We start from the raw sequence: 21968 nt of genomic DNA, 5'->3' as shown, positions 1-21968 counted from the left end.
AGCCACCGCTGCCCGGGGCACGCCTCTCACCCGGGGACGACGCAACCACCGCCAACCCGGAGCACGACGCGGCCGTCACCCAACCCATGTGCGAGCGGCCACCGCAGGCCCGGGACGCGACGCAGCCACCCCGAGCCCGGGTACGACGCAACCACCACCCGCCCCGAGCACGAGCAACCACCACAGGCCCGCGACGCGACGCAGCCGCTGACGCCCACGATCTGCGGACACGCAGCGCGCGGCTGCTGCGCTTGGGGTGCGACGCGGCGCGGAAGCCGACAGCCACCCAACGGATCTGAAGCAAATCGCCTCCCGGGTACCGCGCAGTCGACTGCTGCTCGGCCGCCTGGCGGACCCTGCCACAGGTCGCCGCGGCGCGCCCCGCGGCCGACTGCTGATCGGCCGAACCGCCCGACCCGCCGCTCGTGCTTCTCCGCTCCTCCACCTCTCCGCCGCTCCGCCTCTCCGCCTCTCCGCCTCTCCGCCTCTCCGCCTCTCCGCCTCTCCGCCGACGATCGAGCGAATCCCGACCACCGCGCTGCAGCGCTTGCGGCTGAGCCAGTGCTCTCCGACGAGGGCTGGGGCCCGAGCTGAGCAGTGCAGCCTGCTGCTGCCGGACGGCTGAGCACCGCCGGTGACCGGTGAAAGCCCGGCGGGCCAGCAGCCCGACGAGCGAGCCGTTCAGCGCAGCGACGCAGGCCCCTGGTATGACGCGGCCGCCGCGCTGACGACCGCGGCCCGCGCTCTCCTGCTCAGGCGCCAGGGAAGAAGTTGGCGCCCTGGACGTACTCCATCGCGGCGATGAACTTCGGGTCGTTCATGCGTTCCACGACCTCGGCCTCGGTGAGTTCGACCACTCGAGTCTGGAGCCAGTACAGGTTGCCGAACGGGTCGCGCACTCGGCCTACCCGGTCGCCCCAGAAGAGTTCGGTGGGTTCGGTGATCGAGGTGCCGCCGGCGGCCAGGGCCTGGCGGTGGGTGGCGTCGGCGTCGTCGACGTACAAACGCAGGAACGCGGGGGTCAGCGGCCAGTCGGGTTTGGAGTCGAACATCATCACCATCGCGTTGCCGATCCGCATCTCGGCGTGGCCGACGACGCCCTGGTCGTCGACGACGCGGCCGCAGTCCTCGGCGTCGAAGGCGGCGGTCAGCCAGGCCATCAGGGCGTTGGTGTCCGCGGAGATGATCCACGGGGTGACGCTGGTGTAACCGGGCGGGATCGGGGTGACGGTCATCTCGGTGCCTTCCTGGTCGCGGTGCCGACCCCGAGAACGCTACGGATGGAAGCGGCCAGGTTCTGTCCTCTTCCCGCGCCGCCGTACGGCGAGATGCGTCGGTAGACCTGAGCCGTGATCTGGCCGCTACGACCGCCGGTTCTGTCGCTTCCGGGTGCCGGAGAGAACGAAGACAGTCGGCGTCGCGCCGGAGTACTTGAGCAGACGCTCGCGGACGATCTTCAGTTCGGGCGTCCGGGCGACGGAGTCCTTCAGCAGCCGCTTGTCCTCGGTGAGCAGGACGGCGCGACCGTCGGGGCGCAGCACGCGGGCGATCTCCTTGAGCACCGCTGGGTAGAGCTTGGCGTTGTCGCCGTGGGTGCCGACGAGCTTGCCAAAGGGGAGGTTCGAGACGACGCGGTCGAGGCTGCCGGTCGCGGCCGTCAGCTTCTCCGCGGGGCCGACGGCGAGCTCAGCCCGTACGCCGGCGCGCTGCAGGTTCGTGCGGGCCAGGTCGATCGCCTGCTCGTCGCGGTCGGAGCCGATCAGTCGGCCGCGCGCGAACGGATGAGCGGCGAGCAGAATCGTGCCGGTACCGCAGAACGGGTCGAGCAGGTGGTGCTCGGTGCCGACCTTCGCGAGCCGGATCATCACCTCGGCGACAACCGGCTTGGTCGACCACGGCAGGCGCTCGAGCTGCGGGTAGTTGCGCGACCAGTGCAGCGGGCCGATCTCGGCGAGCCAGCTGGTCGAGGTGCCGGGGATGAAGTTCACCGACCAGTCCGACTTGTTCTCGGACCAGCCGAGTTTGTCGACCAGTACGGCGCGCAGCGCGTCGGCGTCCGGCGTACGGGGTGCGATCCGGAAGCGGATCGGCTCCTCGAGCGCGGACAGTACGCCGGACTCCGCCGACCGCAGCACGGCGGCCCCGTCAACGAGCGGGACGGCGGCGGTCAGGTAGAGGCGCATGTCGTGGAGCGGCCGAAGCGGCCCGTCGATCCGGCAGGTCACCGCGCCGTCGGAGCGGGCGATGATGCCCGGACCTTCGAGCAGGTCCTCCGCCCCGCCGACGGTGGTGAGAACGATCTGGTCCTGGACGGGCCGGTCCAACAACAAGGTGAGCTCCTGAGAAGAGTGCAGTCCTCGACCGTACCAGCTCACCTCCGCGCCGCCCGCCGATCAGACGGGCGGGGCGGTGGGCGCTCCCCCCCTTGGTTTCAGCCCGACGGGCGACCGGGCGGGAGCGCTCACCCCTTGGCAGGCTCCAACGCGACCGGCGGCGGGGCGCCTTCTGTGCCTGGGGTTTCGGTCCCGTTCAGCGGGCAGCGCGTCGTCTCCGGGACCTTCGCGATGGCGATCGCACCGACCACGCAGGCCGCCATCATGTAGTACGCCGGCGTCAGGTTGTCCCCCGTGCGCTCGGTGAGCCAGTCGTTCACCGCAGGCGCGGTGCCGCCGAAGAGCGACGTCGACACGTTGTACGCGATCGCGAAGCCGGCGTACCGGACCTGGGTCGGGAACATCGCCGGGAAGGTCGCCGAGATCGTCGCCAGCTGCGGCACGTACAGCAGACCGAGGATCGCGAAGCCCAGGACCGCGCCGGTCATGTTCGTCCCCATCAGCAGAAACGCCGGGACCGCGGCGACGAACAAGCCGGCCAGTGACACCCACCACAGCGGTTTACGCCCGACGTGATCGGAGACGCGTCCGGCGAACGGCAGGAAGCACATCATCGCCAGCTGCCCGACGATCGGCACGATCAGCGACTCGTCGGCCGAGAGATGGATCTCCTTCTCCAAGTACGTCGGCATGTAGGTCAGCAACGTGTAGTTGACGACGTTCAGCGCGACAACCATCCCGCCCAGCTGCAAGATCGGCTTCCAGAACCCGGCGAGCAGATCCTTGAACTGCGTCGAGGTGTTCTCCTCCTTCTCGCCCGACTCCTCCAGCTCCTTGAACACCGGCGTGTCCTGCAGCCGCGACCGCAGGTACAGCCCGACGATCCCGAGCGGCGCCGCGACGAAGAACGGCAGCCGCCAACCCCACGACCCCATCGCGTCGTCGCCGAGCACCAGCGAGAACCCGAGCATCAGCAGCGCGCCGAGCGAGAACCCGGCCAGCGTCCCGAACTCCAGGAAGCTCCCGAGGAAACCGCGCTTACGACTCGGCGCGTACTCCGCCATGAACGTCGCGGCGCCGCCGTACTCGCCGCCGGTCGAGAACCCCTGGATCATTCGCAGCAGCACCAGCAAGATCGGTGCCCAGAGCCCGATCGAGTCGTACGACGGAACGAGCCCGACGCACAAAGTCGCGCCGGACATCAGCAGGATCGTGATCGCCAGTACATGCTTGCGGCCGAGCCGGTCGCCGAGCGGGCCCCAGACCAGGCCGCCGAGCGGGCGGACCAGGAACGAGACCGCGAACGTCATCAGCGCCAGCAGCGTCGCGCTCTCGGTGTCGCCGGGGAAGATCGCGGCCGAGATGTACGTCACGCCGTACGCGTAGATGCCGTAGTCGAACCACTCGGTGGCGTTACCGATCGCGGACGCCGCGATCGCTCGCTTCAGCACTCCGGGCGGCGGATCGGTCTCGACGGTCGGCTGGGACTGGTCGGCGCCCACGAAAGGTCCTCTCGGTTGTCAATGGCAACAACCTTGGTTCCCATCCGGCGCGAATCCAATCAGCCGGCGACGGCGGGAGCTACTCAGCCGGCACCATCGAGGCGAGGCCGGCCACGATGACCTGGGCACCGAACTCGAAGCGTTCGTCGCCACCGGCCCCGGTCGTCATCGCGCCCGCGAGCGCGATCGTGATCGGGAACCGCGCGGGGTCGAGCGAGCCGAAGTACGACCGCAGCTGCTCGACGAAACCCTCGAGATCCTCCGGCGTGTACTCCGCCGCGCCCTGCACGCTCTCCTCGAACGCGGTCGCGACGATGAACAGCGGGATCAGGTCGACCGCCCACGCCGCCGCCTGGTCGGGGACCCGGCCGGCCTTGAGGATTGCCAGGAACCGCTCGGTGGTGAGCATCGCGCTCTCCCCCAACGGCACCTGCCCGATCGCCGCCCGCGCGAGACCGGGGTACGAGCGCATCACGCGGAGCACTTCGCGCATCGCGGCCTTGAGCTGCTCCTGCCAGAGCTCCGGGTCGGCCTCGGGCAGCCGCATGTCCGCCGCGGCCCGGTCGAGCATGAGCTGATCGAGCTCCTTCTTGTTCGCGACGTGCGCGTAGAGGGACGCCGGCCCGGTGCCGAGCACCTGGGCGACCTTGCGCATCGACACGGCCTCGTAGCCCTCTTCGACCAGTACGCCGAGCGCGGCGTCGACGATCCGTTCCCGCGTCAACGGCTCCCGGGACGCCCGGGCGGGCTTGGCGGGCGTGATTGGCTGCCACGGCGACTGACTCATGCGAACACTGTACTTGACACGAACGGTGTTCGTAAGTAGAACAGTGTTCGCCAACGAACACCGTTCGACGCTTGGAGCAACGATGACCACCTCAACCTCAGTCCCGCCAACGATCGGTACGCCGTACCGATGGCGGTGGATCGTGCTCGGGACCGTGCTGGTCGCCGAGATCATGGATCTGGTCGACGCGACGATCGTGAACATCGCGGCGCCGTCGATCCAGCGCGAGCTCGGCGGGTCGAACGCCGCCGTGCAGTGGATGCTCGCCGGGTACACGCTCGCGTTCGCGATCGGGCTGGTGAGCTTCGGGCGGCTCGGCGACCTGGTCGGGCGGCGGAAGCTGTTCGTGATCGGCGCGGTCGGGTTCACGGTCGCGTCGGCGGTCTGCGGACTGGCGACCTCGCCCGAGCTGCTGATCGGGAGCCGGGTCGCGCAGGGCCTGCTCGGCGCGGTGATGATCCCGCAGGGGTTCGCGGTGCTGAAGGCGGTGTTCCCGCCCGACGAGATCGGCAAGGCGTTCGGGCTGTTCGGGCCGGTGATGGGCCTGTCCGCGGTCGCCGGGCCGGTGCTGGCCGGCGTACTGATCGACGCGAACTGGTTCGACGCGGGATGGCGGATGATCTTCTGGATCAACGTCCCGATCGGGCTGGCCGCGGTGGTCGGTGCGCTGCGCTGGATGCCGGAGGTCAAGACGCCGTGCGCCCGCGGGCTCGACCCGGCCGGAGTGTTCCTGGTCAGCCTCGGCGCCGGCCTGCTGATCTACCCGCTCGTCCAGGGCCGCGAGCACGGCTGGCCACTGTGGACGATCGCGATGATGGTTGCCTCGTTCCCCGTCTTCGCGCTGTTCGGCCGGCGCGAGCGCCGGTCGGGCAACCCCGTGATCGACCCGTCCCTCTTCCGCAGCCGCGGGTACGTCGCCGGGCTCGCGGTGATCAGCACGTTCTTCCTCGGAATGTCCGGCTTCACGCTCGTACTCAACCTGTTCACCCAGCTCGGCCTGCACTACAGCCCGCTGAAGGCCGGCCTCGCGATGGTCCCGTTCTCCCTCGGCATCGCGATCGGCGCCCCGCTCTCCGCAGGCCTCCTCGCCCCGAAGCTCGGCCGTGGAGCCCTGCAACTCGGCATCGGTGTGATGACGCTCGCGATGCTCTGGGTCTGGCTCACCCTCACCCACAACGGCGACACCACAACCATCTGGGACCTGGTCCCGCCACTCCTGCTCGTCGGCATCGGCTCCGGCATGGTCTTCGCGCCACTGTTCGACATCATCCTGGCCTCGATCGACGACACCGCCGCCGGTTCCGCCTCCGGCGTCCTCACCGCCATGCAACAGTTCGGCGGCGCCATCGGCGTCGCGGTCATCGGCACGATCTTCTTCCAGCTGCTCCCGACCGACGGCTTCCTCGCCGCCACCAAAACCAGCACGCTGGTCGCGACGGGGTTGTTCGTGGTCGCGCTGGCAATCACCTGGCTACTCCCCCGCCGCGCCCGCGCGGAGGTCAGTCCTGAGTGATGAAGCCTTCCTTCTTCAGCCAGTCCAGGGCGACGTCGGCGGGTTCGCGGCCGTCGACGTCTACCTGGGCGTTGAGGTCGATCAGCACGGCGTCGGTGAGTTTGGCGGAGACCGGGGCCAGGAGGTCGCGGAGTTGGGGGTACTGGTCGAGGGTTTTCTTTTCGATGACCGGGGCGACGTTGTACGCCGGGAAGTACTTCTTGTCGTCCTCGAGGACGACCAGGTCGAGGGACTTGATGCGGCCGTCGGTGGTGTAGATCTCGCCGAAGAGGCAGTCGCCGTTGCTGGTGGCGGCGTAGACGGCGCCGGTGTCTAGTGTGCGGACGTTGTTGCGGGAAACGCCGGAGCCGAGCGGGACGCCGTAGTGCTTGAGCATGGGTTCGAAACCGTCGTTGCGGTTGGCGAACTCGGATTCCACGCAGAAGGTCCGCTCTTTGAGTGGGATCTGGCTCAGTTGGGAGAGTTTGGTGAGGCCGAGCTTCTCGGAGTTGGCGCGGGTTACGCCGAAGCCGTAGCTGTTGTTCATGGGGGCCGGGTCGAGCCAGACCAGGCCGTACTTGTTGAGGTCCTCGGCGGCGACGGCGTCGTACTGCTTCTGCTTGTCGGGGATGCCGGAGTCGTGGCCCAGGTACGAGATCCAGGCGGTGCCGGTGTACTCCCAGGCCATCTGGATCTGGCCCTGCAGCATCGCCTGGCGGGACGTGTCGCTGCCGGGCATGTTGGTCAGGTCCTTGACCTCGGCGCCGGCCGACTGCATCAGGATCGCGGCGATCTTGCCGAGGATCAGTTGCTCCTGGAAGTTCTTCGAGCCGATCCCGATCTCGAGGCCGTCCAGCTTCTTCACCGGGGCGAGCGGGCCGGCCAGGGACGCGGTCGGGACGTAGCCGCCGCTCGTCCCCAGGCCGCAGCCGGTCAGCCCAGCGCCGACCAGAACCATTGCCACAAGCAACTTGAGACGCTTCATCGCAGCCCCCTCGGCCGGGTCAGCTCTTCCAGGATCCGGCCCGCCCAGTCGATCAGCAGCGCCAGTACGCCGACCAGCAGCGCGCCGCTGATCAGCACCGGGAACCGCAGCAACCGGATCCCGGTCGTGATCAGGCTGCCCAGCCCGCCGGCGTCGATGAACGTCGCGAGCGTCGCGGTGCCGACGACGAGCACCAACGCGGTCCGGATCCCGGCCATGATCACCGGTACGGCGAGCGGCAGCTCGATCCGGCCGAGTACCGCGCGGGTCGACATGCCCATGCCGCGGCCGGCCTCGACCAGGTTCCGGTCGACGCCTTGCAGGCCGACGATCGTGTTCCGGAGCACCGGGAGTACGGCGTACAGGCAGAGGGCGAGGATCGCGGTCCAGAAGCCGAAGCCGAGCCAGATCGCGAGCAGCACGATCAGGCCGATCACCGGGGCCGCCTGGCCGGCGTTGGCGACCGCGACGACGATCGGGGCGGCGCGGCGCATCCGCGGGCGGGTGAGTGCGATGCCGAGCGGGACGGCGATCAGCAGGACGATGACCGTGGCAACGATCGTCAGCTTCAGGTGCTCCAGAGTCAGCGTGCCGACGACGCCCCAGTCCAGCTGGCGCTGCTCGATCGAGTCGAGGGAGGCCTGGGAGCGCCAGATCACCCAAGCGGCCAGTACGACGGCAACGAAAATGGGCTGACCGAGCAACAGTCCCCAGCTCGGTCGGCGACGCCGCTCGGACGCCAGCCCGGCAGCAGTCGCCTTGGCGTCGGCAAGGTTGCCCTTGGCCTCCGCAACCTTGCCTTCGGCATCCGCAACGTTGTCCTCGGCATCAGGTCCCTTGCCCGGCGAGGAGCCGCGATCGAGCATGCTCATCAGACCGCCTCCGGCGCGTCCTGGATCCGGTCCAGTACCGCCTGGAAGTCGACCACCCCGAGATACTCGTCCCGCCGCCCCGTGACGACAGCGCTCCCGTGGCTCGACACCAGCATCGTGTCCAGCGCGTCGTTCAGCGTCGCCCGGCGGTCGATCGTCACCAGGTCCGTCCCCTCGGCCGGCGCCGGCACCCGATCCACGTCCACCAGATCGCGGGTCCACATCCAGTCGATCGGTCGCCGCTTCGCGTCCAGCACGACCACCGAGTCGTCCCCGGCCGCCTGCGCGGACCGCAGCACATCAGCAGCCGTGTCGCCCACCGAAGCAACCGTCGGCTGCCCGAGATCGATCTCGCTGACCCGGCTCAGCGTCAGCTGCTTCAGCGCAGCCCCCGCACCGACGAAGTCCGCGACGAACCGGTCGGCCGGGTTCGACAGGATCGCCTCCGGTACGTCGTACTGCGCGATCTTGGCGCCCTCGGTGAGGATCAGGATCCGGTCGCCGAGCTTGACCGCCTCGTCGAAGTCGTGGGTGACGCAGACGATCGTCTTGCGCAGCTCCTCCTGGATGCTGAGCAGCTCGTCCTGCAGCCGCTGCCGGGTGATCGGGTCGACCGCGCCGAACGGCTCGTCCATCAGGATCACCGGCGGGTCCGCGGCCAGGCCGCGGGCGACGCCGACGCGTTGCTGCTGGCCACCGGACAGCTCGCGCGGATACCGGGAGCGGTAGCGCTCGGGGTCGAGGCCGACCAGTTCGAGCAACTCGTCGACACGCTCGGAGGTGCGCGAACGGTCCCAGCCGAGCAGCCCCGGCACCAGCGCGATGTTCTGCGCGACCGTCATGTGCGGGAACAGGCTGCCGCCCTGGATGACGTACCCGATGTGCCGGCGCAGGTCGTCGTCGTCACGCCCGCTGATGTCCTCGCCGCCGATCCGGATGCTGCCCGAGGTCGGCTCGATCAGCCGGTTGATCATCTTCAGCGACGTGGTCTTGCCGCAGCCGGACGGGCCGACGAACATCACGATCTCGCCCGCGGGGACGTGCAGCGACAGGCCCTCGACCGCCGGCTTCTGCTGCCCGGGGTACCGCTTGACGACGTCGACCAGGTCGAGGTCGACGCCGCTGACCTCGTGCTCGTCCGTCGTACTGGTCTCGGTCGTCGTACGCAGGTCAGACACGGATCCCCCTGGAGGTGGTCAGCCGGCCGACACCGAGCAGCAGCGCGTCCAGCACGAGAGCCAGCAGCACCACCCCCAGCGTTCCGACCAGTGCGGAGTTGAGTGCGTTGGCGCCACCGATCTGGGTGAGCCCGGTGAAGATGAAGCTGCCCAGACCAGGTCCGAGCACGTACGCCGCGATCGCCGCGATGCCCATCGACATCTGCGCCGAGACCCGGACGCCGGCCAGGATCACCGGCCAGGCCAGCGGCAGCTCGATCCGCAGCAGCGTGCGGATCCGGCCCATGCCCATGCCGCGGGCGGACTCGACCAGCGTCGCGTCGACCCCGGCCAGGCCGACGACGGCGTTGCGCAGGATCGGGAGGGTCGCGTAGAAGGTGACCGCGACCACCGAGGTCGCGGTGCCGATCCCGGCCAGCGGGATCAGCAGGCCGAGCAGCGCGAACGACGGAATGGTCAGGCCGACCGCGCTGACGCCCTCGGCGGCGGCCGCGATCCGCGGGTTGCGGTGCACGAGCACGGCCAGCGCGACCGCGATCACGGTCGCCAGCAGCACGCACTGCACGACCAGACTCAGGTGCTGGTAGCCCTGGTACAGCAGTTGCGACTGCCGTTCAGTGATGAAATCCCACACGATCGCCCTTCCTGCCGCTAGGTAACCTCCAGAGGTTCCCCTCGGCAGAAAGCTCAAACGTTTGACTCGCGGTCAGGGCAGAACGAAGCCCCCGGCACCACGGGGGTGCCGGGGGCTTCGGGTGAGGCTCAGTTGAACGAGTCGCCGCAGGCGCAGGACCCGGTCGCGTTCGGGTTGTCGATCGTGAAGCCCTGCTTCTCGATCGAGTCCACGAAGTCGATCGAGGCCCCCTTGAGGTACGGCGCGCTCATCCGGTCCGTGACGACGCTCACACCGTCGAAGTCCGCGACCACGTCACCGTCGAGCTGACGCTCGTCGAAGAACAGCTGGTACCGAAGACCCGAGCACCCGCCCGGCTGCACGGCGACGCGCAGCGCGAGGTCGTCGCGACCTTCCTGGTCCAGCAGCGCCTTCACCTTGGCGGCGGCCCCGTCCGTCAACAGGATCCCCGTCGCGGCGGCGGTGGCCTGCTCGGTCTGCGCTTCAGTCATTCCTGACTCCAGTCATCTCTTGAGCGCCCGGCCGCCGATGGGCAGGCAGCCGTACGCGGAAAATCCGCTGTCAACACGGGCCAACACCCACTGACCCGCCTTCATTCCCATGGTCGCACACCAATTCGGAGGATCAACAACGTGCTCAGCGGGCCCAGGTCCGGGCGACCCGCTCGGCGACCGCGGCCAGCGAGCCGTAGGCGTCGGCGAAGGCCTGCTCCTCCCCCACCGCGTCCACCAGCGAGTACGCCGACTCGACCCCCATCGTGCGCATCTCGCGGGCCCCGATCAGCACCTTCCCGGCCAGTACGACGCACGGCCGCATCGCGTCGTTGGCCACCTTGGCGACGCCCGCGATCACCTTCCCGTCGCGGGACTGGAAGTCGAACGCGCCCTCGCCGGACAGCACCAGGTCGACCCGCCCGGCCTTGTCCTTGAGCCCGGTCAGCTCGGCGACCAGGTCGATCCCGGAGACCCGCTCGGCGCCGAGCAGGAGCAGCGCGTACCCGAGGCCGCCCGCGGCACCCGCACCCTTCTGGTCGGCCGTCTTCCGGTCGGCCAGCTCCGCGAAGCGGGTCAGCCAGCCGTCGACGACCGGCTTGCGCTCGTCGGTGACGCCCTTCTGCTTGCCGAACACACTCGTCGCGCCGCGCAGCCCGAGCATCGGGTTCTCGACGTCGCTCGCGGCGACGAACTCGACTCCCGCCATCCGCGCCCGGGCCGGCTCGAGGTCAACCTCGGTCAGCTCCGCCAGCCCGGTCGCGCCGGCGTCGAGGCTGCCGCCGGCGGCGGTCGCGCCGAGCGCGGCGAGCAGGCCGGCGCCCGCGTCGTTCGTCCCGGACCCGCCGAGCCCGAGGATGATCCGCTTCGCGCCCGCGTCCACCGCGGCGGCGATCAGCTGGCCGACCCCGTACGTCGTACCGTCCTCCGGCCGCCGGTCTTCCGGCTCCACGAGGTGCAGCCCGCAGGCCTGCGCGGTCTCGACGTACGCCGTCTCGCCCGCGACCAGCACCGTCGCCGGGACCTCGCCGCCGAGCGGGCCGCGCACCGTCACCGCCAGGAGCTTGCCGTCGACAACCGCCGAGAGCACGTCGATGAACCCGGGGCCGCCGTCGGCCATCGGTGCGACCAGCACCTCGGCCTCCGGATCGCGCCGCCGCCACCCCTCCTCGATCGCGGCCGCAGCCTCGACCGCCGTCAACGTCCCAGCGAACTTGTCCGGAGCAATCAGCACGCGCATGCGGCCATCATCCCAAACCCGCGCCTCGCTCCGCGCCACCTTGGCCACCCACCGGACGAGTCTCCCGGTCGCGCGGACGCCCACCACTGATCAACCGGCCCGTCGACGCTCGGCCCACGCTCAGCCGGGCGGCGGAACGGCCTCCGCGGCAGGGTTAGACAGTGGTGGGTGTCCGGCCCGGGTAGCGTGCGGGCGGTGGATCTCACCGTGGCCGACGCCGTCGCCCTCCAGGAGGAGCTCCGACGGAGCGTCGACGTCACCGACCACAGTCCGACGCCACCGCGGTTCGTGGCGGGGCTGGACGTCGCGTACGACGGCGACGAGTACGCCGCGGCGGTGGTGGTTCTGGAGGTCCAGCGACCGGTGGGGAGCAACGGGCTGCAGGAGGTCGACCGGGCTGTGGCGCTCGGCCGCACCACCTTCCCGTACGTGCCCGGTCTGTTCGGCTTCCGCGGCCCGAGGAAGTGTCAGTGGGCTGTTGTTGGATGACGAAGTGGTGGGACAAGTCGTACGCACGCAGACCGGCGTCAAACCAGTCTTCGTGTCGGTAGGGCACCGGGTCTCGCTGGAGACGGCGGTGGCGCGAGTGCTCGAGCTCTCGCCGCGCTACCGGCTGCCGGAGACGACGCGTGCGGCCGACCGGGCCTGCCGAGACGCACTGGCCGACAGGTAGAGGAGCAGGATGAACGACGTACGACCCCCGCTGCGGCCAGGAGCCTCGGCTGCGGTGCTGGACGGCAACAGATTGCTGCTGACCCGCCGCAGCGACAACGGTGAGTGGTGCATGCCCGGTGGCGGGATCGATCCGGGTGAGCGGCCTGCGGAGGCGGCTGAGCGGGAGGTGCTGGAGGAGACCGGGCTGACCGTGCGGGCGACCGGGCTGCTCGGCGTCTACTCGGACCCGGATCTCGTCGTGGTCTACCCGGACGGCAACAGCGTGCAGATCCTCGGCGTGCTGTTCCGCGCGGAGGTGGTCGAGGGGACGGCGGGTCTGTCCGACGAGGTGACCGAGGTCGGGTGGTTCACCGCCGAGGAGGCCGCGGAGCTGACCGTGATCGCCAACCACCGGCCGCTGCTGCCGACGGCGTACGGCGTCGCGGGGATCTACTTCAACGAGCCCGTCAGACCAGCTGCTGGGTGACCGCGTTCGCGGCGCGGCGGCCGGAGACCAGGGCGCCCTGGATGGATGGGGTGTCGCGGTGGTCGCCGGCGACGTAGCGGCCTTCGCCGAGGCTTGCTGGGCGGCGGTGGGTCAGCGGGGGCGGGTGGTGCGGTAGCGCCTCGGCGATGTCGTGGCGGACGATCAGCTCCCACGCGCCGGCTGACGTGCCGTACATACGCGTGAGCTGGATCCGGACGTCTGCCTCGACGGCGTCGCTGGGGTACAGGGTCGTCGCCTGGACCAGGTGCTTGCCGGGCGGCGCGTAGGTCGGGGCGACATTGGACATGACGGCGGTGTTGAGCACCGGGCCGTCGCGGCGCCCGTCGACCACCAGCAGCTTGTCGGAGCGCGGCGGCTCATCAGTGCTGAACCAGTACGTCGTCAGCCCCTTCATCCGCGCAGCCTGAACCTGCAGGAGCTCGGCGGCTGTCGCCGGGTCGGTCGCCAGTACGACGGCGCGCGCGTGCAGGTCGCCGTCGAGGGTGTGCACGACCACCTCGTCGCCGCCCTGCACGGACGTGACCGGCCGCTCCAGCTGCACCGGCTCGCGGAGCTGGGTCGCCAGCTGCTCAGGCAGCGCCTGCATGCCGCCAGCGGGCAGGCTCGGCGTACCGAGCAGGAAGCTGCGCAGCAGCAGCCGGACAAACGCCGCCGACGTGGACCCCTCGTCCTCAGCCAGTACGCCGGCCAGGAACGGCTCCAGGATCTCCCGGCGCAGCCTGCCCTCGACCCCGGCCGCGTCGAGCGACTCCCGCAGCGACAAATCGTCAGCGGCCAGCACCCGGTGCACCGGGCCGAGCGCGGGAGCTGCCCAGGCGGCGAGGCGGGAGAACTCCTTGGGCTGCACGTACCCGCTGACGAGCGACTTGGCGAGCAGCGACGGGCTCCGCCGCGGGTCGGCGACCAGCGTCGTACCGGCTGCTCCGGCGACGGCGACGCCCGCGGTGAAAGGCTGCAGGTCGAGCGCCTCCAGGTCGACGTACCGGCGCACGGCCGGGTACGCCGGGTTGAGCAGCTGGAAGCCACGGTCGCAGAGGTAGCCGTCGATGCGATCAGTGCGGACACGCCCGCCGACGGCGTCGGCGGCCTCCAGGACAGTCACCGCGTAGCCGCGGCTCTGCAGCGTGAGGGCACAGTTCAGCCCGGCCAGTCCTGCTCCGACGACGATCACGTCTGTCATCTGTCGATGCTTGCACACCCGGCAATCGCGGCTGGTGATTTCGCATGATGGGCAGTGACGGGTACCACGCGGTCCGGGGGCAGCGGCGTGCGACGATGTTGACGTGACGACGATCGCCGACGGGCCGAAATCGCTTCCGCTGCTGTTCCTGGGCCGCGACACCGACCCGCACTCCGAGCGTGGCGTCGAGTGCCCCGGCGCGCTGCCGCCGGCCTCCGACCCGGACCTGGTCGAGCGCGCGCTGAAGGCCAAGGCCGCGCTCGGCGACCAGGTGTTCGTGCTCGGGCACCACTACCAGCGCGACGAGGTGATCCAGTTCGCGGACGTCACCGGTGACAGCTTCAAGCTCGCCCGGGACGCGGCGAACCGGCCGGACGCGCCGTACATCGTGTTCTGCGGTGTGCACTTCATGGCCGAGTCCGCCGACATCCTCACCAACGAGAACCAGACGGTGATCCTGCCCGACCTCGCGGCCGGCTGCTCGATGGCCGACATGGCCCGGATCCAGCAGGTCGAGGCCGCCTGGGACGCGCTCGCCGACGCCGGCGTCGCGGACGTCACCGTGCCGGTCACCTACATGAACTCCAGCGCCGACATCAAGGCGTTCTGCGGCCGCAACGGCGGAGCGGTCTGTACGTCGAGCAACGCCGACGTCGCGCTCGACTGGGCCTTCCAGCAGGGCGAAAAGGTGCTCTTCCTGCCCGACCAGCACCTCGGGCGCAACACCGCGGTGCTGAAGATGGGGATCTCGCTGGACGAGTGCGTGGTGTACGACCCGCACAAGCCGGGCGGTGGGCTGACCCGCGAGCAGCTGGCGGCCGCGAAGATGATCCTGTGGCGCGGGCACTGCTCGGTGCACGGGCGGTTCACGGCCGAGTCCGTCGACGACGTCCGCGCGCGGGTGCCCGGCGTGAAGGTGCTGGTGCACCCGGAGTGCCGGCACGAGGTGGTCACCAAGGCCGACCTGGTCGGGTCGACGGAGTACATCATCAAGGTCCTGGACGAGGCCGAACCCGGTACGTCGTGGGCCGTCGGCACCGAGCTGAACCTGGTGTCGCGGCTGGCCAAGCAGCACGCGGACAAGAACATCGTGTTCCTGGACAAGACCGTCTGCTACTGCGCGACGATGAACCGGATCGACCTGCCGCACTTCGTCTGGACCCTGGAGAACCTGGTCGCCGGGCACGTGGTGAACCCGATCAGGGTCGACGCCGACACCGAGAAGTACGCGAAGGTCGCGCTCGACCGGATGCTGGCGCTGCCGGGCAAGACCGCGCGGGACTGAGGTTCGGCCGCTGGGCGTCGGTAGAGTTCGGGGCGTGAGCGACTCTGCTTATCACCTGGTGTCGTACGGCGTGGACCGCGCCGGGGCTGTTGAGGCTGTCGAGCGGCTGCTGCAGTTGAACGCGACGCCGGAGCGGGTGCTGGTCGAGCTCGAGTGCGAGACGACCAGCCACGCGCTCGACTGGTGGTTGTCGGCGGCAACCGTCGGGTGGACGACGATGGAGTTCCTGCTGCCTGCGCCGCTTGCGGTCGAGGTCGAGTGGCTGCTGGTCGCCGACGGGCGGCCGCGCAGCGGGGTGGTCGGGCCGGAGGGTGTGCATCTCTGGGTCGAGCCGACTGATGTGGCGGCGCTCGGCAAGCTGGCGGACGAGGCGCCGGTGCCGGTGCGGGTGTACGTCGGGGATCTGCCGCCGGCGGAGTTCAGCTGGGAGCTGATTCCGCCGGAGCCGGCGCGGACGTTGGTGCACTGGGACGACTGTCGCTGGCCCGCGGGGGCCGCCGACTCGGGTGAGAGCAAGCACGCGGGGGTCGCTGTGGCCGTCAACGCGTCGACACTGTGGGATTTGGATCCAGGTCCGGTGGGCTACCGCGTGTACGTCGAGACGCGTTCGGGTGACAGGAAGCTGGCTGAACGCTTGGCCGCCGCTGCAGGCCTGACTGTGCAAGGCGAGCCGGAGTACCTCTAGTCTGCATGCGGCCGACACAGTCGTCTGTGGCTGAGACCGCTCCGGCCGGGAAGTTCAGCGGGTGGGCTTAGGAGTTCGAGACTCTGGCGGGGTCGTACCAAGTACTCAGCAGCGCCGGGAGTCGGTCGGGCCCCCAGCGGTCGACCGGGGTGATTCGGCCTTTCAGCGATGCCAGGCCCTTGGCGAGCTCGCCGACGACGTCGCCGTGCCAGTCGACCGTCACGCCTTCGGCGGGGCCGACGATGACCGATGGGCCGCCGCGGTCGACGCAGACGACCGGGCAGCCGCTGGCGAGCGCCTCGGTGACTGCCCAACCCGCCGCTTCACGCAGCGCGGGGGCGAGCAATGCGTCGGCGCGCAGCAGCGCGGCGAGGACGTCCTCGCGGGGTAGCTGGCCGGTGAACTCGACGCGGTCGCGCACGCCGAGGTCCTCCGCGAGGCGTTCGGCGCGGCGCCAGTCGGGGCCGTCGCCGATCACGCGGAGCTCCCAGTTCGCGGCTTCCGGACGCGCCAGGGCGCTGATCGCGATCAGCAAGCCCTTCCACGGGATCAGGCGGCCGACGAACAGCGCGGTCTTGACGCCGGGGCCACCGAACGGCTCGTACGGCCCGGCCGCGCTGGCGAAGCGGCGGATCGCGACGTTCGGCTGGACGGCGATCTCGCGCGCGTACGGGGCGAAGACCTCGGCGACGTCCTTGTTCTGGGCAACCACCAGGTCGGCCTTCTGGGCCAACCGGCGACCGACGAGGCGGCGGGCGACACCGGTGTACGCGCGGCGTACCAGCTCCCCCGTGAGACCGCTCGACCCCAGCCAGTGCGCCATCGACAGCGGGACCGCGGTCGAGCCGCCGACCGGGCCCCAGATCACCTTCGCCGACGAGCGCCGGACGACGCCCGCGGGCATCCAGTCGACGGCGAAGGTCAGGTGGTGGATCACGTCGAAGGTCAGCTCGCGGTGCAGCCGCTCCGCGACCCGGCCGGCCTTGCGCTGCCACAGCGGGTAGTACCAGTACACGTCGGCGTGCCGGCGGCGCAGCTTGAGCAGGAACTTCGACAGCTCCAGCGGTACGACGGTCAGCCCCGGCACCGGCCGGACCGCGAGCTCTTCGGTGATCTCGTGCGCGAACTTGCCGCGGGTCAGCAACCAGACGTCGTGGTCGCGCGCGGCGGCCTTGGCCCAGGCCCAGCCGGCGCCCGGTTCGGAGCCGCCTTTCGGCCGGCAGGCGTACGCGCTCACCAGGATCTTCCGGCGGCTCCCGTTCACAGTGTCCCCTCCAGCAACCGCCGCAGGTCCGTGCTCGACGTGGAGGCCGTGTACGGGAAGTAGTGGACGCCGGCCCCGACCTCGCCGAGCAGCTTCTCCAGCCGGGTCCCCTTCTCGGTGCCCTTCCAGTCGTCGCCCTTGAACAGCACGTCGTACCGGAGCTGTTTCCACATCTCGAACTTGTCGCTGGACCAGTCGCTGACCACCTCGTCGACGATGCCGATCGCGCGCACGACCTCCATCCGCTCGTCGTGCGGTACGACGGGCGGCCGGCCCTTGATCCGGGTGACGACATCGTCCTCGACGACGCCGGCGATCAGGTAGTCGCAGTGCTCGCTGGCCCGCCGCAGGATGTTCAGGTGCCCGATGTGGAACATGTCGTAGACACCCGGCGCGTACCCGACGACACCCATCAGCCCCGGACCCCCGTCGCCGACGGCGCCAGCGCCGCCATCTCCTGGTACCACTTGGCGATCGCGGCGAGCAGGAACAGCAGGTTGGCCAGCAGCATCAACCCGTACAGGGCGGTGAACAGCGTCGGCCAGCCGAAGGTCAGGAACACCAGGCAGAGGATGCCGTAGTCGGTCGGCGCGATCACCAGCGACTTCAGCACCGAGTCGCCGCGCGCGTTGGCGGTCGAGGCGCCGTGCCGGCGGCGCAGCTGGTCGATCAGGATCAGCCCGAAGAACATCACCGCGGACACGCACAGGTAGGCCAGCGGGACCAGCAGCACCAATTCGTTGCTGAAGGCATCGAATCGGTAGAGCGAGATCAGTACGGCGGAGTGCAGCAGCGCGATCTTCACGCAGTCGATCATGTGGTCGAGCCACTCGCCGAGAGGCGATCCCCCACCGCGCAGCCGGGCCAGCTGACCGTCGGCCGAGTCCAGCGCGTAGCCGAGCACGAGCAGCGCGGTGACTGCCAGCGCCAGCGGCACACTCGGCTCGACCAAGGCGATCAGCACGATGCCGACCAGCGAGCAGAAGCCGCTGGTCAGGCTGACCTGGTTCGGCGTCCGGCCGAGCACGTAGGCGCCGGCCGCGAGGTAGCGCCCGAGCTTGCGGTTCACGAACCGGGAGTAGACCGGAGTACCGGCCGAGGGCTTCTGGGCCTGGGCCAGCCGCGCGACGGCGTCGCCGTACCGGCTCATGCGACGGAGCTGCGTGACTGCCGCTGGTCGATCGCGGCGCGCAGGATCTGGCTGCTGGACTCACGACGGCTCGGCAGCTCGCTGATCAGGTCGGCAGGAACCCCGTCGAGCTCGTCGGCGGCCAGCACTCCGTCGGTGCCGTCGGCAGCGAAGACGGCGCCCGGTACACCGGCCAGCCAGCCGGCGTCGGTCACCACGACGACCTCGTCGACGCAGCGCAGCTGCTCCAGGATCTGCGCCCGCTCGACCAGCGGGACGAACGGCCGGGCGTCCCAGGCCTCCAGCGCCCACTCGTCGGTCAGTACGCCGACCACGAGCCGGTCGCAGCCCTGCCGGGCCCGTTCGAGCACGTCGAGATGCCCGACGTGGAACAGGTCGAAGACCCCGGTCAGATACCCGACGCGTTGCATGCGCTCCCCCACTGGGTCCCCGCGGACCCGTCCCCTGCGGTCTGAACTTCTGGCGAACGCCCCGGCAACCGGTCCCCACCAGCGGTCGACGAGACCCCCCTCGCCTCCGCGCACTTTACACCGCGTGATCGCGGCTGACCTAGGAAATCCGGCGCGTGCCGATCGCTGCCCGGGCAGGGATTCCGCAGGCCGGGGCCCCGGTCATCGGCCGGCCGCGTGCCGCGCGATCGCATCGGCGTAGATCCTCTCCGTGGCTGCCAGGTCGCGCTCCGGACTGAAGCGCTCCACATAGACCCGGCGGGCTCGCTCGCCGCAGGTTATCGAAGTGTGCGGATCAGTGACCAACCGCAGGGCCTTCCGCAGCGCGTCCGGGCTCCCGGGGTCGGCCAGTGCGCCGGTCTCACCGTCCTCGACCAGCTCGGCGAGCGCCCCGCTCCGCGAGGCCACCACCGGTACGCCGTGCGCGAAGGCCTCCACGACGACCAGCCCGAACGTCTCGTACGAGCGGGCCGGTACGACGACCGCGCGCGCCGTCCGGACGATCTCCATGCTCTCGGCCCAGGGCAGCTCGCCCAGCACCCGTACGGACGGGTCGACGGCGGCCCGCGCCTCGGCCGCGGCGCGCAGCGGGCCGTCGCCGACCACGACGAGCTGACCGAGCGACGCGTCCCAGGCCTCGAGGAGATCGGCGAAGCCCTTCTCCTCGGTGAGGCGGCCGAGGAACACCACCGCTTCGCCCGCCCCTTCGCGGACCCGTCCGGAGAACGGGACCGCGTGCGGCTTCACCACGATCTGCTCGGCGGTGAAGCCGGCGGCGACGTACCGGGTCTTGAGGAACTCCGAGGGCGCGATCAGCGTGGTCACGTACTTCTGCCAGGTGTGCAGCTTCTGGTGCACGGTGATCCCGGCGACCAGCGGCAGGCTCTGCACGGTCGACTCGCGGTAGCAGCCGTGGACCGCGCCGCGCCACGGGATCTTGCCGACGCAGGACTCGCACGGGCGGCCGTCGCGCTGCAGCACGCCGTTCGCGCACATCAGCCGGAAGTTGTGCAGCGTGGCCACCACCGGGAGGCCGAGCTGGTGCGCGGCCCGGAGCACCGACGGGCTCCAGAGCGGGAACGTGTTGTGCACATGCACGATGTCCGGACGGGATTCCCGCAATCGGAATGTTAAATCGCGCGCGGACGAGAATGACCATACGGAGCGGAGCGGTAACAGCGCGCGATCTTTTCCGGGCATTTGCGCGATCGTGTCGCTGTGCTGCGCGTAGACGTCGACGTCATGTCCTGACCGCCGTAAAAAATCAGTCGTTTGATCGACGACGGTGTTCTCGCCACTGGGTTGACCCGAACGATAACGGTTGTGCAACATGGCGACCCGCATGGCACCACCTTAGAGGCTCGGGGTGGTGACAACTGGTTCGTGAGGCCGCATCTGGGGACGTATCACCGCGCGCCCTAACCCGGAGGATGCTTTGAGAAGGACGCCGTCCAAGCGACTGCTGGCTGTTGCAGTGATCGCCACCGCCCTGGCAGCAGCAACCATCGCCTACCCCGTCGTCTCTCATCAGAAGAACGCCGCGACCGCCGGGAAGTTACGCGCCGGCGAGCAGGAGGCCGGCAACGGCGCCGGGATCCTCCCGTCTTCGCGGCCGACGACCAAGGCGACGAAGCCCGCGGCGACGCAGCCGCCGGGGACGGTGACCAGCAAGCCGGCGACCGTCGTACCGACGAAGAAGCCGACAACGCCCGCGGACCCGACCGGGAAGCCGGGCACGCCGGAGCCGACGGTGACCAGCAAGCCGGTCGTCGTCCCGGGCAAGGACAGCGCGGGTCCGGCGTACGCCGGGTCGTGCAGCGGCGTCGCGATCAAGCCGGGCCAGAACGCGCAGGCGGTCGTGAACTCGAAGCCGGCCGGTACGACGTTCTGCTTCACCGCGGGGCTGCACCGGATCGGCCAGACGATCCGGCCGAAGGCCAACCAGACCATCGCCAGCGACGAGCGCGCGGTGCTCACCGGGTCCGTGCCGCTGACCAGCTGGGCTCGCTCGGGCGCCGCGTGGGTGACCCGCGGCGCGCTGCCGGCGGCGTACGGCAAGGCCGGGCAGTGCGAGGACAACTCCGCGAACATCTGCAGCCTGCGTGAGCAGGTCTACCTCGACGGCGCGCACCTGACCCGCGTCGCCTCGCTCGGCGCGGTGAAGGCCGGCACCTTCTACGCCGACTACGCCGCCAACGCGGTCTACGTCGGCAGCAACCCGGCCGGCAAGGCCGTCGAGATGGCCAAGACCTCGACCGCGATCGAGTCGAACCAGACCGGCGTCACCGTGCGCGGGCTGACCATCGAGCACTTCGCCAGCGCGGCCCAGGCGGGCGCGCTGGTCTCCGGTCCGGGCTGGACCGTGAAGGCCAACGAGGTGCGCTGGAACAAGTCCGTCGGGCTGATGCTGGTCAAGGCCAACGGCGCCCGGATCGAGCGCAACCTGGTGCACCACAACGGCCAGCTCGGCGTCGGTCAGTACAACTCGCTGCAGGCGAATGTCACCTCGAACGTGATCAGCCAGAACAACACCGACGGCTTCTGGATCGCCGACTGGGAGTCCGGCGGGATGAAGTCGACCCGGTCGTCCGGCACCGTCAGCGGCAACCTGATCCAGGCCAACAAGGGCGTCGGGCTGTGGGCCGACGTCGCCGACGACGGCCGGGTGATCAGCGGCAACAAGATCGCCTCCAACGCCGCCGACGGGATCCGGTTCGAGATCAGCCGCAACGGCACCATCGAGAACAACACGATCACCGGCAACGGCTTCGGCACCGGGCGCGGCTCCGGTACCTCGCTGTGGGACGGCGGCGGGATCAACGTGAACACCTCGTCGAACGTGACGGTCCGCAACAACGTCGTCAGCGGCAACGTGAACGGGATCGCGATCCAGTCCCGGACCCGCGGCGACGGGCCGTGGGGCAAGTACCTGCTGCGCAACGTCAAGGTCACCGGCAACACCGTGCAGATGACCGGCGGCACGCAGGCCACCGGCATGGTGCAGAACTCCGGCGCCGAGGTGCCGGCCGGGCAGCTGGTGTTCAGCGGGAACCGGTACCAGCTGGACCGCCTGGCGGCCCAGCGGTTCGCCCGGTTCGGCACCAAGCTGACCGCCGAAGGCTGGCGGGCGGCCGGGCACGACACCGCGGGGACCTTCGCCACCAGCTGACCGGTTACCCAGCGCAAGGTTTTTCACACCTTGCAATCATTTGCTGCGGACAACGGGATGTGCGCCCGGGGCAACAGCTCGTTTGCGGTGAGCAACAAACTTTTCGTGGT

General features: G+C 70.0%; 23 protein-coding genes. 7 read left to right on the top strand and 16 right to left on the bottom strand.

All coding sequences use genetic code 11. The features are described 5' to 3' along the window. Nucleotides 1-752: 752 nt before the first annotated feature. The 4 genes from ACZ6Z4_RS37000 to ACZ6Z4_RS36985 form a co-directional block, all read right to left on the bottom strand. Nucleotides 753-1235, bottom strand: a complete 483-nt coding sequence (locus tag ACZ6Z4_RS37000; protein WP_465576419.1) for a VOC family protein — start codon at nt 1233-1235, stop codon at nt 753-755. Between the two features lie 126 nt (nt 1236-1361). Next, nucleotides 1362-2330 (bottom strand): TRM11 family SAM-dependent methyltransferase, encoded by a 969-nt coding sequence (locus ACZ6Z4_RS36995; protein WP_465576416.1) that lies wholly within the window; start codon nt 2328-2330, stop codon nt 1362-1364. Nucleotides 2331-2461: 131 nt separating this feature from the next. Further along, on the bottom strand, nt 2462-3835 hold the full coding sequence (locus tag ACZ6Z4_RS36990; RefSeq protein WP_465576410.1) for an MFS transporter: 1374 nt from the start codon (nt 3833-3835) through the stop codon (nt 2462-2464). 79 nt (nt 3836-3914) lie between these two features. Then, nucleotides 3915-4622, bottom strand: a complete 708-nt coding sequence (locus tag ACZ6Z4_RS36985; RefSeq protein WP_465576407.1) for a TetR/AcrR family transcriptional regulator — start codon at nt 4620-4622, stop codon at nt 3915-3917. Between the two features lie 82 nt (nt 4623-4704). Here ACZ6Z4_RS36985 and ACZ6Z4_RS36980 point away from each other — a divergent pair, with 82 nt between their 5' ends. Continuing rightward, nucleotides 4705-6135, top strand: coding sequence for a DHA2 family efflux MFS transporter permease subunit (locus ACZ6Z4_RS36980; protein ID WP_465576404.1), 1431 nt, complete (start codon nt 4705-4707; stop codon nt 6133-6135). Here the strand turns inward: ACZ6Z4_RS36980 and ACZ6Z4_RS36975 are convergent. The 6 genes from ACZ6Z4_RS36975 to ACZ6Z4_RS36950 form a co-directional block, all read right to left on the bottom strand. Further along, nucleotides 6122-7099, bottom strand: coding sequence for a glycine betaine ABC transporter substrate-binding protein (locus ACZ6Z4_RS36975; protein WP_465576401.1), 978 nt, complete (start codon nt 7097-7099; stop codon nt 6122-6124). The genes ACZ6Z4_RS36980 and ACZ6Z4_RS36975 overlap by 14 nt on opposite strands. Further along, nucleotides 7096-7971 carry an ABC transporter permease gene (locus ACZ6Z4_RS36970; RefSeq protein WP_465576398.1) on the bottom strand — a complete coding sequence of 292 codons (876 nt, stop codon included), beginning with the start codon at nt 7969-7971 and terminating at the stop codon, nt 7096-7098. Before ACZ6Z4_RS36970 ends, ACZ6Z4_RS36975 begins: the two co-directional genes overlap by 4 nt. Continuing rightward, entirely contained in the window at nt 7971-9149 is a 1179-nt protein-coding gene (locus tag ACZ6Z4_RS36965; protein WP_465576395.1) for an ABC transporter ATP-binding protein, read from the bottom strand. Before ACZ6Z4_RS36965 ends, ACZ6Z4_RS36970 begins: the two co-directional genes overlap by 1 nt. Further along, complete coding sequence (locus tag ACZ6Z4_RS36960) at nt 9142-9783, bottom strand: ABC transporter permease (RefSeq protein WP_465576393.1); 642 nt, start codon at nt 9781-9783, stop codon at nt 9142-9144. Before ACZ6Z4_RS36960 ends, ACZ6Z4_RS36965 begins: the two co-directional genes overlap by 8 nt. Before the next feature lie 128 nt (nt 9784-9911). Next, nucleotides 9912-10274: an iron-sulfur cluster insertion protein ErpA gene (erpA, locus tag ACZ6Z4_RS36955; protein WP_465576390.1), complete on the bottom strand. Its 363-nt coding sequence runs from the start codon at nt 10272-10274 to the stop codon at nt 9912-9914. Nucleotides 10275-10419: 145 nt separating this feature from the next. Beyond that, nucleotides 10420-11514: a glycerate kinase family protein gene (locus ACZ6Z4_RS36950; RefSeq protein WP_465576387.1), complete on the bottom strand. Its 1095-nt coding sequence runs from the start codon at nt 11512-11514 to the stop codon at nt 10420-10422. A gap of 195 nt (nt 11515-11709) precedes the next feature. On the opposite strand from ACZ6Z4_RS36950, the gene ACZ6Z4_RS36945 reads away from it, so the two are divergent. From ACZ6Z4_RS36945 to ACZ6Z4_RS36935, 3 genes are read left to right on the top strand one after another with little or no spacing between them, the layout of a single operon-like run. After that, a complete protein-coding gene (locus ACZ6Z4_RS36945) occupies nt 11710-12003 on the top strand; it encodes an endonuclease V (RefSeq protein ID WP_465576383.1) in 294 nt (97 codons plus the stop codon). A 7-nt stretch (nt 12004-12010) separates the two neighbouring features. Then, the gene (locus tag ACZ6Z4_RS36940; protein WP_465576377.1) at nt 12011-12187 is read left to right on the top strand and encodes an endonuclease V; all 177 of its coding nucleotides are present in this window, start codon (nt 12011-12013) and stop codon (nt 12185-12187) included. A 9-nt stretch (nt 12188-12196) separates the two neighbouring features. Next, on the top strand, nt 12197-12655 hold the full coding sequence (locus ACZ6Z4_RS36935) for an NUDIX domain-containing protein (protein ID WP_465576374.1): 459 nt from the start codon (nt 12197-12199) through the stop codon (nt 12653-12655). On the opposite strand, the gene ACZ6Z4_RS36930 is transcribed toward ACZ6Z4_RS36935, so the two are convergent. Continuing rightward, complete coding sequence (locus tag ACZ6Z4_RS36930) at nt 12636-14018, bottom strand: NAD(P)/FAD-dependent oxidoreductase (RefSeq protein ID WP_465576370.1); 1383 nt, start codon at nt 14016-14018, stop codon at nt 12636-12638. The two genes, ACZ6Z4_RS36935 and ACZ6Z4_RS36930, sit on opposite strands and share 20 nt — an antisense overlap. Between ACZ6Z4_RS36930 and nadA the strand changes: the two genes are divergently transcribed. Both nadA and ACZ6Z4_RS36920 read left to right on the top strand, forming a co-directional pair. Beyond that, the gene (nadA, locus tag ACZ6Z4_RS36925; protein WP_465576366.1) at nt 13960-15141 is read left to right on the top strand and encodes a quinolinate synthase NadA; all 1182 of its coding nucleotides are present in this window, start codon (nt 13960-13962) and stop codon (nt 15139-15141) included. The two genes, ACZ6Z4_RS36930 and nadA, sit on opposite strands and share 59 nt — an antisense overlap. 34 nt (nt 15142-15175) lie before the next feature. After that, nucleotides 15176-15826 (top strand): hypothetical protein, encoded by a 651-nt coding sequence (locus tag ACZ6Z4_RS36920; protein ID WP_465576360.1) that lies wholly within the window; start codon nt 15176-15178, stop codon nt 15824-15826. Nucleotides 15827-15893: 67 nt separating this feature from the next. On the opposite strand, the gene ACZ6Z4_RS36915 is transcribed toward ACZ6Z4_RS36920, so the two are convergent. The 5 genes from ACZ6Z4_RS36915 to ACZ6Z4_RS36895 form a co-directional block, all read right to left on the bottom strand. Beyond that, nucleotides 15894-17090 (bottom strand): glycosyltransferase, encoded by a 1197-nt coding sequence (locus tag ACZ6Z4_RS36915; RefSeq protein WP_465576358.1) that lies wholly within the window; start codon nt 17088-17090, stop codon nt 15894-15896. Beyond that, nucleotides 17087-17503, bottom strand: a complete 417-nt coding sequence (locus ACZ6Z4_RS36910; RefSeq protein WP_465576355.1) for an FAD synthase family protein — start codon at nt 17501-17503, stop codon at nt 17087-17089. Before ACZ6Z4_RS36910 ends, ACZ6Z4_RS36915 begins: the two co-directional genes overlap by 4 nt. Continuing rightward, nucleotides 17503-18240 carry a CDP-alcohol phosphatidyltransferase family protein gene (locus tag ACZ6Z4_RS36905; protein WP_465576351.1) on the bottom strand — a complete coding sequence of 246 codons (738 nt, stop codon included), beginning with the start codon at nt 18238-18240 and terminating at the stop codon, nt 17503-17505. The genes ACZ6Z4_RS36910 and ACZ6Z4_RS36905 overlap by 1 nt, the downstream gene beginning before the upstream one ends. Further along, nucleotides 18237-18650, bottom strand: coding sequence for an adenylyltransferase/cytidyltransferase family protein (locus ACZ6Z4_RS36900; protein ID WP_465576348.1), 414 nt, complete (start codon nt 18648-18650; stop codon nt 18237-18239). Before ACZ6Z4_RS36900 ends, ACZ6Z4_RS36905 begins: the two co-directional genes overlap by 4 nt. A gap of 201 nt (nt 18651-18851) precedes the next feature. Further along, entirely contained in the window at nt 18852-20021 is a 1170-nt protein-coding gene (locus ACZ6Z4_RS36895) for a glycosyltransferase (RefSeq protein ID WP_465577028.1), read from the bottom strand. Nucleotides 20022-20163: 142 nt separating this feature from the next. Between ACZ6Z4_RS36895 and ACZ6Z4_RS36890 the strand changes: the two genes are divergently transcribed. Further along, complete coding sequence (locus ACZ6Z4_RS36890) at nt 20164-21858, top strand: right-handed parallel beta-helix repeat-containing protein (RefSeq protein ID WP_465576345.1); 1695 nt, start codon at nt 20164-20166, stop codon at nt 21856-21858. Nucleotides 21859-21968: the final 110 nt, after the last annotated feature.

The sequence above is a fragment of the Kribbella sp. NPDC104740 genome (assembly GCF_055583505.1).
This window is presented reverse-complemented; position numbering and strand designations above follow the sequence as displayed.